The sequence below is a fragment of the Methylomonas koyamae genome (genome assembly GCF_006483455.1).
Classification (GTDB): domain Bacteria; phylum Pseudomonadota; class Gammaproteobacteria; order Methylococcales; family Methylomonadaceae; genus Methylomonas; species Methylomonas koyamae_B.
The window spans coordinates 85,099-98,327 of sequence record NZ_PPPU01000009.1 but is presented as its reverse complement, the minus strand read 5'-3'; the positions used below and the strand labels follow the sequence as shown (position 1 = coordinate 98,327).

The following is a 13,229-nucleotide window of genomic DNA, read 5'->3' as shown; positions in this document are numbered from 1 at the left end:
TTTCTTGGAGGAATAATTTTGGCCAGAATAATCGTAGTAACATCGGGAAAAGGTGGTGTGGGCAAAACCACGACCAGTGCCGCGATCGCGATGGGTTTGGCGAAGCGGGGGCACAAGACTGCCGTGATCGATTTCGATGTGGGGCTGCGCAACCTCGATTTGATCATGGGGTGTGAACGCCGCGTGGTTTACGATTTGGTTAACGTGATCAACAATGAAGCGACTCTGAATCAAGCCTTGATCAAGGACAAGCGCTGCGAGCAACTGTACATACTGCCCGCCTCGCAAACCCGCGACAAAGATGCGTTGACGACCGAAGGCGTCGGCAAGATTTTGGAAGAGTTGTCCAAGGACTTTAAATACATCGTTTGCGACTCGCCGGCGGGAATCGAGCGCGGTGCTACACTTGCCATGTACTTTGCCGATGACGCTTTCGTCGTGACCAATCCGGAAGTATCGTCGGTTAGGGATTCGGATCGTATGTTGGGCATTCTTGCCAGCAAGTCGCGGCGGGCGGAAAAAGGCGAAGAGCCGATCAAGGAATACCTGCTGTTGACCCGTTACGCACCGGATAGGGTTAAGTTGGGCGAAATGTTGAGTGTCGAAGACGTCCAGGAAATTTTATCCCTCCACCTGTTGGGCGTGATTCCGGAATCGAAGTCGGTATTGAACGCTTCGAACTCCGGCACCCCGGTTATCTTGGACGAGCAAAGCGATGCCGGTCAGGCGTATGCTGATATCGTTGCCCGTTATTTAGGCGAAAACAGACCACACCGTTTTATCGAGGAAGAGAAGAAGGGCTTGTTTAGCAAGCTGTTCGGGAGCAAGTGATGAGTCTCTTAGATTACTTCAGATCGTCGAAGACCAATACGGCGTCTTTAGCCAAGGAGCGGCTGCAAATTCTGGTGGCGCACGAACGGGCCTCGCGCAACCAGCCTTCTTATTTGCCAGAACTACAAAAAGAACTATTGGCAGTAATTCGTAAATATGTAAATGTCGGGCAGGATGCTATCACCGTTAATTTCGAACAGGATGGCAATCAGGAAACACTCGAACTGAATATCGTGTTACCTGACGAGCGTTAGTTGCGTTTGCTTGTTTGACAAGGCTTATTCCGGTGTTGTGCCGGAGCAAGCAGCCGATTTTTTTGTTGTGCAAATGATGAGGAGTTGAAATGGTAGATACAATTGGCGAAGCAGCTGGTGCAGTCTGGCAATTTCTGAACGCGAATGGCGAAGCCAGCGTGAATAAGATCACCACCGAAACCGGCTTGGGCAAAAACGAAGTGCAACGGGCCATCGGCTGGTTGGCTAAAGAAGACAAGCTGAATATCGAGATGAAAGGACGCGTCGAGACCCTTTCGTTGAAGTAACAGTTTTCCGCATACCCGCTTAAGACAGGGCTAAGCGAGGCAGCTTTCAATACTGGCAATGTGTCCGGTGATCAGTTTGTCGAGCTTTTCGGTCTGAGGCGGGTATTCTCAATGCCGCGAGGTTTTTAGGTAGCCTGTTGCCTGACTGGAATTGCGGCCCGCATATGGCTGGCGTTCGGCATTACGTCGAAAAGATCTTGCCTAAGTCTGATTGATCCGCCGACGGATTGGCGCGGGTAGCGCCGTAAGAATTACAAAAATACCGTTTAACAAATTTTCCAATAATGCGGAGTCTTTCTGTCGAATGAAAGCCAAAATAGCCACATTTCTCACCCTAGTCCTGTTGGTTTTGATCAACATCGGTATCTGGTCCTACATCAATAACCCGTTACAGCTTCCGTCTTGGAGCGACACGATGATGGGGGTAACTTTTAACCCCAAGCAGCGCGATTTCAATCCGCAGGATGGTATCTTTCCGACCCGCGAACAAATCCAGGCCGATGTCGAGCTATTGTCGGGCAAGGCGCATTCAATCAGGACCTATACCGCATTGGAGGGTATGGAGGTCGTGCCGGAATTGACCGCGAAAAGCGCGTTGAATCTGGCGATGGGCTGCTGGGTGGATTTGGTCGAGGACGAAGAAAGCGAGGAGAACCGGCAAAAACGGTTGGACAAGAACCAGCGCGAAGTCGAGAGTTTAATCAACCTAGCCAATCAATATCCGAAAACGATCATTCGGACGCTGGTTGGAAACGAATCGCTGTTGCGGGTCAGAAACAAGGTCAGCGAACCGGTCGCAAAGCGCGTGCGCGACGAGTTTGGCGGTCAGATGGCGGAGCAGGAACTGCAGGATAAAATCAAAGCCGAGATCAATCTTGAAGTTACCAACAAAGCCAATGAACTGATCGAATATATCCGCGAAGTCAAAAAACGCACCTGGAAGCCGGTCAGTACCGCCGAGACCTGGGATATATGGGTCGACCATCCGGAATTGGCGGCCGAAGTCGATTACATCGCGGTGCATATCCTGCCGTATTGGGAGGGCATTCCGGTCGAATTGCCCCAAGGCGCGGAAGGCGATAATGCCGTCGAATACGTGTTCAAGCGCTACTATGAACTGCAAAAGCTTTACCCTGATAAAACCATCGTCATTACCGAGGTGGGTTGGCCTTCCGATGGTCCGCCGCAAAAAGCCGCTACGGCTTCGTTGGCGAATCAGGCCAAGTTTTTACGCGAATTCCTGAACCGCGCCACCGCCGAGAACGTGATTTACTACGTGGTCGAGGCCTTCGACCAGCCGTGGAAAATCAAGCTGGAAGGTACCGCCGGCGCGTACTGGGGCCTGTTCAATGCCGATCGCCAGCCCAAATTCCCGATGGAGGGCGACGTATTGGCCAATCCGACCTGGCGTAATTGGGCCAGCGGTGCGGCAATACTCAGTATCATCCTGATGGCGGCCTTCTTGTTTACCCGGAAAAGCTTGAAACTGCCCGGTAAATTCTTCTTCGGCATCGTCGCCAACTTGGCGGCATCGGTCTTGTTCTGGTCGGCTTCGATAGCGGCAGCCCAATACCAAACCGGTTTCTCGGTCGTGTTTTGGGCGATTCTGTTGATGATGCAGGCCATGGCAATCCTGGTGCTGTTGACCGAAAGCTTGGAAATAGCGGAAGTGATTTGGCATCGAAAAGGCCGTCGTACCTTCCAGCCGCTGACGCCGCCGGCCGGTTTCCGTTACCCGAAAGTCTCGATCCATCTGCCGATTCATAACGAGCCTCCGGAAATGGTACGCAAGACTTTGAATGCTCTGGCCAAGGTCGATTATCCGAATTACGAAGTGTTGGTGATGGATAACAACACCAAGGATCCGACAGTATGGCAACCGGTGCGCGACGATTGCGACCGTTTGGGCGAGAAATTCCGCTTCTTCCATTTGGACAACTGGCCTGGTTATAAAGCCGGCGCGATCAACTATGCGCTGGAAAATACCGCAGACGATGCCGAAATTATCGCGGTGATCGATAGCGATTACATTTTGTCGCCTGATTGGTTGAACGCCATGGTGCCGTACTTCGACCAGGAAAATGTCGGCTTCGTCCAGTCGCCCCAAGACTACCGCGACGCCCATCAAGGCTCGTTCAAAAACATGTGTTACTGGGAATATGCCGGTTTCTTCAACATCGGCATGGTGCAGCGTAACGAATACAACGCCATCATCCAGCACGGCACGATGACGATGGTGCGCAAATCGGCGTTCGAAAAAGTTGGCTCCTGGGGTGAATGGTGTATTTGCGAAGACAGCGAACTGGGTTTGCGTTTGTACGAGGCCGGTTACGATTCGGTGTATTGCAAAGAATCGTTCGGCCGCGGCTTGATGCCGGATACCTTCTCCGGCTATATGACGCAACGCTTCCGTTGGGTGTACGGTGCGATGCAAATCATCAAAAAGCATTGGCGGCATTTCCTGCCCAACAAGAAGTCTTCGCTGACGTCGGCGCAACGCTATTACTTTGTCGCCGGCTGGTTGCCGTGGTTTTCCGATGCGTTGGCCTTGCTGTTTACCGGCACCAGTTTGATTTTGACGGCGCTGATCGTCGCCGATCCCAAGCACAGCGAATTGCCGGTAAATGCCTTCCTGTTGCCGACGATAGGCTTGTTTGCCTTTAAGATCGTGCGCGGTTTATGGTTGTACAAGGCGCGGGTGGCGTGTTCGATGTTGCAGGCCTTGGGTGCGGCGCTGGCCGGCCTGTCGTTGACGCACACTGTGGCGCGCGGCACCTTGCAGGGTTTGTTCACGTCCGGCAAGCCCTTCATGCGTACGCCTAAATACGAACAGCAGGGGCCTCTGGTCGCCGGTCTGTTGATCATCTGGCAAGAGCTGTTACTGCTACTGCTGTTGGTCGCCGGCATTGTGGCGATGCGCTCCGTCGAGCATTTCGACAACTTGAGCGGCCGGTTATGGGTCGCGGTACTGGCGGTGCAATCGGTACCGTATATCGCCACTTTTATTACGATTCTGATCAGTGTCGCGCCGAATTATTTTCCGGGTAAAAAACTGTCGGCCGACGAATTGGATACCGAATAGCGGGGTTTAGCTTACAGGACACCCAGCCTCGGCCGGTAACGGCCGGGGCTTTTTTTTGCGAAGTTGCGCAAGCTTAAAACCGGCGTCGGTGCGCCGGATTTTTCGGCATCATGCAAGCGGAGTGGCGCGCGGCTGCCGGGACGGCGATAATCTGCGAAAAATATAATCAATTTGTTGCGGCAACCCGGCTGCAACGTTTCAACACGCCGAATGACACATGAAAATATCCAAACTATTCCTAGCCTTAATCACACCGTTTGTGGTTTCGGCTTGTGCGACCGATGCCGTACCCGTCGATCAAAATCCGGCTGCCGCGCAGCAAGGTGCGGTAAACCAAGCCGACTGCACCAAAGCGCAAGCATTGCCGCAGCGTGGGTGTTCCGATACCGTGACGGCCAGCTTCGACTCAAACGGTACACTCTGGATCGCGTGGGTGCAGCAACGCCATATTTATCTGCAAACCTCGGATGACGGCGGCCGTAGTTTTTCCAAACCGGTTCGGGTCAATGCCGACGCCGAGGCGATTGCCGCGCACGGCGAATATCGGCCGAAAATCAAAATCGGCCCCGAAGGCAACGTTTATTTGACGTGGACGCAGAGTCTGGAAAAACGCCACACCGGCTATATCCGTTTCAGCCGTTCTACCGACGGCGGTAGAACCTTTTCCAAGCCGGTAACGGTCAACGACAATCTTGACGTTATCAGTCATCGTTTCGATGCGTTGGCGCTGGGCAAGAACGGCGAAGTGTTTATCGCTTGGCTAGACGCTCGGGACAAGGAAAAGGCTAAGGCTGCCAAGCAGGAATTCAACGGTACCGCGATCTATTACGCTTGGTCCGACAATGGCGGAGCAAGCTTTTACCCGAATAAAATCGTCGCGCCGCATAGCTGCGAATGTTGCCGTTTGGGCGTGGAAATCGCTCCCGACAACCGCCCGCTAGTACTGTGGCGGCATGTCTATGACGGCAATATCCGCGACCATGTCTTGTCCAAGTTCGGCGATTGGCATACGCCGGGGCCGGTGCAGCGAGTCAGCCACGAGAACTGGAAAATCGATGCCTGTCCGCACCATGGTCCAGGGTTGTCGATTACCGACGATGGCACGATACACGCCGTTTGGTTTAGCGGGGCCCCCGACAATCAGGGCTTGTTTTACGCTCATTCGCTACCGGGTGCGGCCGAGTTCTCCCAGCCCTACCGGCTCGGCAATCCGGGCGCCAAACACCCTCAAGTATTGGCGTTGGGCCAGCGGCTGGCGGTAGTCTGGTCGGAGTTTGACGGCAGTAAAAATTTGGTCAAATTGATCAAGTCCGACGACGGCGGCAACCACTGGACTCAGCCCGAGATCGCGGAAGCAACGCCGGATGCGGCCGACGATGCTTTTTTACTGAGCGATGGCGACCGTATTTATTTGTCTTGGCAAACCGCTGGCGGTTATCGGTTCCGGGAGATATAAACCTTTTCCGCCGGGCTCGCCAGCATTTGTACCCGGCAAAGCGAACGGCGGCGGGAATCTTGTCGGGACAGGTCGGCACATTTTCTGACATGGGGAGTTCGGATTGAATCAGGAAGCATCGTCATGGTCGGGCGGCGACCGCCGCAAAAGCCGTTACCGCAGCCAGGGATTTGCGCGGGCTTCACTGATTATCTCGGCGTCGAGTTGCGCGGCCTGGCTAACGGTTTCAATGCCCGCCACCTTAGCAACTGCGGCGCCCGGGCCCAATGTGTTCGACGGCGTGATGATTTTCGTCACTGTGTTTTTGGCCTTGGATATCGGCGGCTTGGGCGTGGCAGCATTTGCGATGGTCAATACCAAGTTCAATAGTTCTCTGGCAATCTACGGTGTGTTATCGAATGCGGTTTGCATCGTCTTAAACCTGTCGCTGATTTCCTTTTGAGCCGGTTTCGGCTGTAAAACAGGTAGATCTTAACGCCGCAATACCCGTAACGGTGCTTGTCTGACCACGTGGCGTACTCCCCAATACCCGGCCAGGGTGACTCCGGTAACGCCGACGGCCGGTAACGCCAGCCATAGATAAACATGGGCCTGGAACTGGATTTGCATGACGCGGGTATACAGCATATACAGTATCGACTCGGTCGCCAGCGTTGCCAGCAATCCTGCGGACAGCCCCAAAACGCAAAATTCGATCAAATGACTGCTCCTTAAAAAGCTGCGCCGCGCCCCCAACGTACGTAGCAACGCCCCTTCGTAAATCCGTTGGTCCAAGGTGGAATAGACTGCGGCGAACAGCACGCTAAATCCTGCTGCCAGCGCAAAATATAAAATCAGATTAATCGCTTGGGTTAATTGGGCCAGTATGGTTCTGAATTGCTGCAGAATCTGCTCCACCTCCAGAACCGTCACCGCCGGATATTTTTTTAACAGTGGCGGCAGCAGGTTTTTTTGCGCTTCGGCCAGATGAAAACTGGTCATGTAGGTCGTCGGAAAACCGGTCAGAGTGCCCGGCGAAAAAATCATGTAAAAATTGGGACGCATGGTGTCCCATTGCACGCTGCGCAGATTTGCCACCGTGGCGGTGAGTTGGGCGTCTCCCACCGTAAAACCGAGCTGGTCGCCGGGGCGGATACCCAAATTGTCCGCCAGTTTTTTCTCCACCGATACCTGGCCGGGGCGGTCCGCCTGCCAAGCTGCGCCGTCGGTGATTTGATTATCCTCCGGAAACCGGTCGGCCCAGGTCAGGCTCAATTCGCGCTGCGTGGCAGCTTCGCCTTGGCTGTCTTTGCTGACTCGGCCTTGCACGGCTTCGCCGTTAATGGTCACCAAACGACCGCGGACCACCGGATAAAAATGGCTGTCCGGAACCTGATTGCGACTCAGGTCGTCCTGAAAATCGGCCAGAGACGACGGCAGGATGTTGATCGCAAAATGGTTGGGAGCCTGATCGGGAAGTTGCCGGCGCCAATCGTCCAAAAGGTGGCTGCGCACGTTGAAACTTAAGGCCATTGCGGTCAGCGTGATGCCGAATGCCAAAATCTGGCCGATGCTGGCCCGGCCGTCGCGCAACAATCCGCGTAAGCCGAAGCGCCAAACCAAGCCCAGCCGCGGCAGCAGCCGTCGCGATAAATGCAAAATGCCCTGAATCGCCAGCCCCAAGATCAGCAAAACGGCAAAACCGGTGCCGATAATCGCGAAAGTGAGTTTCGGATCGCCCGTATAACGCCAGATCAAACCGGCCACGACGCTGGCAGCCAAGCCGTAGACCAGCCAGCCGCTGCCGGGTAAAGGTTCCAGCTCCCGCCTTAGCACGCGTAGCGGCGGGACTGCTTGTAGGCGTAACAACGGCGGCAAGGCAAAACCCCATAAGATGATCAAGCCGGTGGCAATGCCGTAGACGATCGCCAATTCCCCGGGATCGGCCAGTGTTTCCGGCAACAGATTTTTCAGCAATTGAAACAAGCCGTACTGGGCCAGCCAACCCAAAGCGCAACCGGCTAAGCTGGCGGCTAAGCCTAATACCAAAAATTGGACGGCGTAGAGTCTTACGATTTCCGCTTGCGTGCAGCCTAGGCAGCGCAGTAAGGCCGTGGCGTTGAAATGGCGTTCGCTGTAGCGGCGGGTGGTCATCGCGATCGCAACGCCTGAGATCAAGGTCACGACAACGCTGGACAAGCCCAGATAGCGCTCGGCGCGCTGCAACGCAGAGCCCAGCTCGGGCCGGTCCCGCCGAATATCCAAGATTTTTTGCGAAGGATTCAAATTCGGTTGCAACCAGGCCTTGAATTCGGCCAAAGCCTGTTCGCTGCCGATAAACTGGTGAGCGTAATGGACTCTACTGCCGGGCTGGACCGCGCCGGTGGCGGCCAAATCGTCCAGATGCATCATCACGCGCGGCGAGAAGCTGTAAAAATCGCCGCGTTTGTCCGGCTCGTAACTGATCAGTCTGGTCACTTTCAGCGCTTTTTCGCCGACGGTCAGCGTATCGTTCAGCTGCAATTTCAGGGCGGGCAGCAAGCGTTTGTCGATCCAGGCCTCGCCGGCTGCCGGGCCGTGATCGGCGACGGATTCGTCTTGTAGATCGGCGTCGCGAGTCTTCAGGCGGCCGCGCAACGGATAGCTGGCGCTGACCGCTTTGACCGATGCCAGCTGCATTTCGCCGTTCTCCAGCAACATGCTGGGAAACTCGACCGTTTGCGATCCGCTCAGTGCCAGTTCGTCAGCCTTTGCCAGCCATTGCGGACTGGCCGGGGCCGGTCCGGCCAACACCAAATCGCCAGCCAGGAATTCGGCGGCTTGCAAATTCATTGTGCGTTGCAGCCGGTCGGCGAACAAAGAAATCGACGTAGTGCCGCCTACTGCAATTAACAATGCCAGGGCCAGTAGCGTCAGTTCGCCGGAGCGGGCGTCGCGCCACAGCAGCTTTAAGGCCAGGCGAAAGCGCGTCATACGATGCTCCCGGCTTCCAGATGGATGGTGCGTTGGCAGCGGGCCGCCAAAGACATGTCGTGGGTCACCAGAATCAGTGTGGTGTGTTGTTCCTGGTTCAATTCGAACAACAGCTCGACGATTTTGGCACCGGTAATTCGGTCCAGGTTGCCGGTCGGTTCGTCGGCGAACAATATTGCCGGCCGGGTAACGAAGGCGCGGGCCAGGGCCACGCGCTGTTGTTCGCCGCCGGAAAGTTGCCGCGGCGTGTGCTTTAGGCGTTGAGCCAGGCCGACGCGTTGTAACAGGGCCCGCGCCGATTGCTCGGCGTCGGCCGCGCCGCTCAGTTCCAGCGGCAGCATCACGTTCTCCACCGCTGTTAAACCGGGCAGTAGTTGAAACGACTGGAATACGAAGCCGACCAATTCGTTGCGCAGCAATGCCCGCCCGTCTTCGTTCAAACTGGCCAAGTCGCGGCCGTCGATTTCGACCGAGCCGCTGCTCGGAGTGTCAAGGCCGGCCAGCAGGCTGAGCAAGGTCGATTTGCCTGAACCGGACTCGCCGACGATGGCGACAGTTTCGCCGCGCTTGATGATTAGATCGACCGATGCCAAGATATGCAAGGTGCCTTCGGATGTTGGAACCGCTTTGCCAAGTTTATGGGCGCTGATGATGGTGGAAGCGGAGTGATCGGAACGAGTGTTTGTCATGTATAGCGTGGTCCTTGCCTTAGTATTGAGTATTTTGCCTGTTTGCGCGTCCGCCAAATCGATTGTCGTGCTTGGAGACAGTATTAGTGCCGGTTACGGTATCGAAGTTCAGCAGGGCTGGGTGGCTTTGTTGCAAAAAAAAATTACCGCGCGCGGTTTCGACTATACGGTCTATAACGAAAGTATCAGCGGCGATACTACTGCCGGCGGTTTGGCCCGGCTACCGACGATTTTGGCCAAACACAAACCGGATATTCTGTTTTTGGAGTTGGGCGCCAACGACGGTTTGCGCGGGTTGTCGCCGGAGGAAATGGAGGCCAATTTGGCCGCGATCATAGGCCGGTCGTTACAAGCCGGGGCGAAAGTGACCTTGCTGGCGATGAAAATTCCACCCAACTACGGTAAGCGCTATGTGGAGATGTTTTACGATATTTACCCGGAGCTGGCGCAGGAGTTCAAGATATCTTACGTACCGTTTATTCTGGAAGACATCGTGTTGCGGCCGGAGTTGATGCAACAAGACGGCATCCACCCCAATGCCCTGGCGCAGCAGATCCTGGCCGACAAAATCTGGAAGCACTTGCAGTTTCAGTTGAAGTGATCGGACTCCGGCTTTGTCATGCTCGGATGGCCGGGGATTTCCAGGAGCCGGACCGGTAGCGGGCCAGATTTTCCCGAAACGGGCTGCCTTCCCGACACTCCCAGTAGCCGTAGAGTTGGCCTAGATTGTTGTAAAAGCTGCGGACCAGAATAATCGTCGGCACATAAAGCCAATATCCCGGCCTCAAATTTTGGTTGGCTGTCAGGTTGGCGATTACCGGATTCACCAAGGTGAAGTACAGGAAGCCGAGCACGGTCAACGTAATCAGCCAAAACCCGTTGAGCCAAAACCCGAACAACAGTGATGCCATCCACACCGCATGGTTTCGCAGATGGTAAAGCACCGCTTTTAAATCGGCTTGACCAATCCGGCCGGTCCCCTTGCCGTACAGATAATATTGCTTCGCGAGTTTTTTCAGATTCGGCCGTGGCCGCCAGGATACGATTGCGTTCGGCGCCACCGCAACCCGGCAGCCGAGCGCTTTGGCCCGTTGCGCAAACAAGGTATCTTCGGCGGTATACAGCCATTCCGGATAACCGCCCACATCCAGCCAGACGCTTTTGCGGAATGCCGAATTACGGCCGTGAAATACGCGGTCGGCTTCGTTGGCGGCATTGCCGGAGGTTGACAATTTGCCGGCGAAAAATTCGAAATCGTTTTTATGCTCGACATTGCGTACGCCGGTAACTGCGCCGTAGCTAGGATCAGCCAACAAGGGGGCGACCAGTTCCGCCAGCCAGTTGTCTTCCGGGCGGCAGCCGCCGTCGGTGACGGCTATGATGCTGGAGTTCGCGTGGGCGATGGCAATGTTGCGGCCGGCGGCAATATTCACGCCGTTCTCGACCAAAAATTTCAATTTGGGGTTCTGGGCGGCGTAATCCTGCAACACTTCCAGTGTCCCGTCCGTGGAACCGCCATCGACGATAACGATTTCGTCCGCTTGGCGGGTTTGGCGGAAAAACGCGTCCAGCAACTGTCTGATGCTTTCGCGCTCGTTAAGTACGGTGGAAATGATAGCTACGGTTTGATTGGGCATGGTCACAGGCGCGAGCAAGTCTAGTTATTGCAAAAGCTTAATATACATTGGCTGATATTGGCTATTTGTCAGAGCGGATGGTCGAAATAATCGCCGTCGATGCCGCTCCGGTACCAATCGGTTAAAACATTCTCCGCTAGCGCCGGGTTGCTGTAGATCTGGTAGCGGTTGCCGTGCGAGCTCAAGGCCTCGTACCCCAGTTCCCGGAATAAGGCAGTCAATCGTGGTGAAGCCACTTCCAGGTTGCCCCAACTGATACCGAGTTTCCGCCAGTAAGCGAATAAGTGGTGCAGCAAACCGCGTATAGCCGGTTCGTCCTGCGGCGGGTAGAACACGTCGCGCAGCACGGCCATGTCGATCGACTCGGCAAGGTGCTGCCGGTGCCAGATGGCGTACGCGCGCAATATCCCCGAGCGGTCGTGCAACGCCAGCATTTGCAACGGGCAGGTCGGGAATTCGAACAAGCGCCAATTCAAATAGCGGCTGCTGCGCTCCGCGCACGATGGGTAGGCCGTTTTGGCGCGCTCCCACAGTGAATCGAATTCGGAGCCGCAATGGCTGATTTCCGCCATAGTGAAGTCGGGTTGGGACAATTTTCTGTCGCGCCAACGTAAACTGAGGTCGCAAAAGCTGCCCAGAATTTGCCCTAATTGGTTGCCGACCCGCTTCTCCCAAGAACCGCGGTAACCGATCCTTAGCCGAAAAAAATCGTTGGATTCGCCGCCGATTTTGAGGAATCCGCAAGCTCCGAAGGATTTCTGCGTGATGACGCCGGCCGTGACGCTGCCGTTGATGTCGGACAAACCACAGCTGAATCGAATCAGCCGGGTCGCCAGGCCCTGGCCTCTGAATTCCGAGTCGATGCATGTATTTGCGCCGAAGGCGATTATCCTAGACTGGCCGTTCAACCACCAAGGTTGAGCAAACATGGCCCTGAAGCCTACCAGACGCGAGTCTAGCCAAACGCCAACGCCGGGGCCCGGCAGTGCGTTTTGCCAGGGGTTATGCGTGATCCGTTGCTCGAACCATAGGTGTATGTATTCCGGATGGTCGCGGAATTCGTCGAAATTAGCTATTGCAATCCGAATACATGCGCCGATATCTTCCGGCTGAAGTGTACGGAACTGAAATTGGTCTGCCGTATCGGGTACGGAGTGAGGCATCGGCGATTCCTAAAGTTCATGGCTAACAAGCTGTTCAAAGTACCAACCGGCTGCAATAGCCTGTGGCAATTATTAGCCAAATCTCGGCCGCTGCCAAATAAGCCGCCGCTAATGACAGAGCAGCGGAGTTGTCGCGCGGCTGGTCGCCGCACTTGTGATGTTAGATGTGCTTTGGAAGCAATCAAAACAGACGTTACCGGAGCGGCACCGCCGGTCCGGTAACGCAAGCCGGCAGGCGTCAGGATACGATACTGCGTTTTTTACGGCTTAAAATAGCCAAAAGGCTGCCGAGCAGAAACCAAACCGTACCAGGGAGGGCGGCTTTCAGATTTTGCAGCGGTAACGCTTCAAGCAACGAGGGTGTACCGAGCCAGCCGAAAAATGCGGCTTGCATGCCGAAATCCAGCCAGTGTTGCAGATCGGTTACAGTTTCGCGGACTGCTGAGCTAGCGTCGCGCTCTGCTTGTTCGGCAAAGCTGAGTGCGGTGTCGCTCCAAGATAAAGCTGTGGCGAATTGTTGGGGCGGATTGAGGAACACTGCCTGTGACCAGTCTGGAACAGCCCTTGCCGTTATTGGTACCAGGGCAGCCGCGAGTGGTAGGCAGAACAACAGTAAAACCAGAATTAGAGCTTTGTTTTTTTCCATAATGAACCTCGAAAATCATTGATTACTTTGGAGGTGACAACCCTGAGCCTAGGCCCAGGCTTCCTGTGCATTATCAGGATAGCATCATATGTGCCAATTTCAATAGGGCTGGTTAGCAGGGATTGTGCGGACTTACCCGGAGGCTGTGTGCGGATTGCGACATGGGAAACCCACAAATTGTGGCTAACGCAGCAAGTTGTCTGATCGGTGATGCCGGTTTCAGAGGCGTTAC

12 protein-coding genes are annotated in these 13,229 nt (G+C 55.1%); 7 read left to right on the top strand and 5 right to left on the bottom strand.

From position 1 onward, the window contains the following. Positions 1-18: 18 nt before the first annotated feature. The 6 genes from minD (at position 19) to C2U68_RS05205 (ending at position 6,352) form a co-directional block, all read left to right on the top strand. The gene (gene minD / locus C2U68_RS05230; protein WP_140911462.1) at positions 19-831 is read left to right on the top strand and encodes a septum site-determining protein MinD; all 813 of its coding nucleotides are present in this window, start codon (positions 19-21) and stop codon (positions 829-831) included. Further along, complete coding sequence (gene minE / locus C2U68_RS05225; protein WP_140911461.1) at positions 831-1,085, top strand: cell division topological specificity factor MinE; 255 nt, start codon at positions 831-833, stop codon at positions 1,083-1,085. The genes minD and minE overlap by 1 nt, the downstream gene beginning before the upstream one ends. An 89-nt stretch (positions 1,086-1,174) precedes the next feature. Next, positions 1,175-1,372 carry a winged helix-turn-helix domain-containing protein gene (locus C2U68_RS05220; protein ID WP_140911460.1) on the top strand — a complete coding sequence of 66 codons (198 nt, stop codon included), beginning with the start codon at positions 1,175-1,177 and terminating at the stop codon, positions 1,370-1,372. 304 nt (positions 1,373-1,676) lie between these two features. Beyond that, the gene (locus tag C2U68_RS05215) at positions 1,677-4,454 is read left to right on the top strand and encodes a glycosyltransferase (RefSeq protein ID WP_140911459.1); all 2,778 of its coding nucleotides are present in this window, start codon (positions 1,677-1,679) and stop codon (positions 4,452-4,454) included. Positions 4,455-4,671: 217 nt separating this feature from the next. Then, on the top strand, positions 4,672-5,910 hold the full coding sequence (locus C2U68_RS05210; RefSeq protein ID WP_140911458.1) for a sialidase family protein: 1,239 nt from the start codon (positions 4,672-4,674) through the stop codon (positions 5,908-5,910). Positions 5,911-6,013: 103 nt separating this feature from the next. Next, positions 6,014-6,352 carry a hypothetical protein gene (locus C2U68_RS05205; RefSeq protein WP_140911457.1) on the top strand — a complete coding sequence of 113 codons (339 nt, stop codon included), beginning with the start codon at positions 6,014-6,016 and terminating at the stop codon, positions 6,350-6,352. A gap of 29 nt (positions 6,353-6,381) precedes the next feature. On the opposite strand, the gene C2U68_RS05200 is transcribed toward C2U68_RS05205, so the two are convergent. Continuing rightward, positions 6,382-8,862: an ABC transporter permease gene (locus C2U68_RS05200; RefSeq protein WP_140911456.1), complete on the bottom strand. Its 2,481-nt coding sequence runs from the start codon at positions 8,860-8,862 to the stop codon at positions 6,382-6,384. Further along, a complete protein-coding gene (locus tag C2U68_RS05195) occupies positions 8,859-9,551 on the bottom strand; it encodes an ABC transporter ATP-binding protein (RefSeq protein WP_140911455.1) in 693 nt (230 codons plus the stop codon). Before C2U68_RS05195 ends, C2U68_RS05200 begins: the two co-directional genes overlap by 4 nt. Here C2U68_RS05195 and C2U68_RS05190 point away from each other — a divergent pair. Further along, positions 9,550-10,152: an arylesterase gene (locus C2U68_RS05190; protein WP_140911454.1), complete on the top strand. Its 603-nt coding sequence runs from the start codon at positions 9,550-9,552 to the stop codon at positions 10,150-10,152. The two genes, C2U68_RS05195 and C2U68_RS05190, sit on opposite strands and share 2 nt — an antisense overlap. A gap of 16 nt (positions 10,153-10,168) precedes the next feature. Here the strand turns inward: C2U68_RS05190 and C2U68_RS05185 are convergent, their stop codons facing one another. From C2U68_RS05185 to C2U68_RS05175, 3 genes are all read right to left on the bottom strand, one after another. After that, positions 10,169-11,188 (bottom strand): glycosyltransferase, encoded by a 1,020-nt coding sequence (locus C2U68_RS05185; protein WP_140911453.1) that lies wholly within the window; start codon positions 11,186-11,188, stop codon positions 10,169-10,171. A 68-nt stretch (positions 11,189-11,256) separates the two neighbouring features. Beyond that, positions 11,257-12,351 carry a GNAT family N-acetyltransferase gene (locus C2U68_RS05180; protein WP_140911452.1) on the bottom strand — a complete coding sequence of 365 codons (1,095 nt, stop codon included), beginning with the start codon at positions 12,349-12,351 and terminating at the stop codon, positions 11,257-11,259. 238 nt (positions 12,352-12,589) lie between these two features. Continuing rightward, entirely contained in the window at positions 12,590-12,997 is a 408-nt protein-coding gene (locus C2U68_RS05175) for a hypothetical protein (RefSeq protein WP_140911451.1), read from the bottom strand. Positions 12,998-13,229 lie beyond the last annotated feature (232 nt).

Bases quoted from the DNA above. Each gene is read 5' to 3' on its own strand.
- C2U68_RS05220 (WP_140911460.1), top strand. From the start codon at position 1,175: ATGGTAGATACAATTGGCGAAGCAGCTGGTGCAGTCTGGCAATTTCTG.
- C2U68_RS05200 (WP_140911456.1), bottom strand. From the start codon at position 8,862: ATGACGCGCTTTCGCCTGGCCTTAAAGCTGCTGTGGCGCGACGCCCGC.
- C2U68_RS05215 (WP_140911459.1), top strand. From the start codon at position 1,677: ATGAAAGCCAAAATAGCCACATTTCTCACCCTAGTCCTGTTGGTTTTG.
- C2U68_RS05175 (WP_140911451.1), bottom strand. From the start codon at position 12,997: ATGGAAAAAAACAAAGCTCTAATTCTGGTTTTACTGTTGTTCTGCCTA.
- C2U68_RS05210 (WP_140911458.1), top strand. From the start codon at position 4,672: ATGAAAATATCCAAACTATTCCTAGCCTTAATCACACCGTTTGTGGTT.
- C2U68_RS05195 (WP_140911455.1), bottom strand. From the start codon at position 9,551: ATGACAAACACTCGTTCCGATCACTCCGCTTCCACCATCATCAGCGCC.
- C2U68_RS05190 (WP_140911454.1), top strand. From the start codon at position 9,550: ATGTATAGCGTGGTCCTTGCCTTAGTATTGAGTATTTTGCCTGTTTGC.
- minE (WP_140911461.1), top strand. From the start codon at position 831: ATGAGTCTCTTAGATTACTTCAGATCGTCGAAGACCAATACGGCGTCT.
- C2U68_RS05185 (WP_140911453.1), bottom strand. From the start codon at position 11,188: ATGCCCAATCAAACCGTAGCTATCATTTCCACCGTACTTAACGAGCGC.
- C2U68_RS05180 (WP_140911452.1), bottom strand. From the start codon at position 12,351: ATGCCTCACTCCGTACCCGATACGGCAGACCAATTTCAGTTCCGTACA.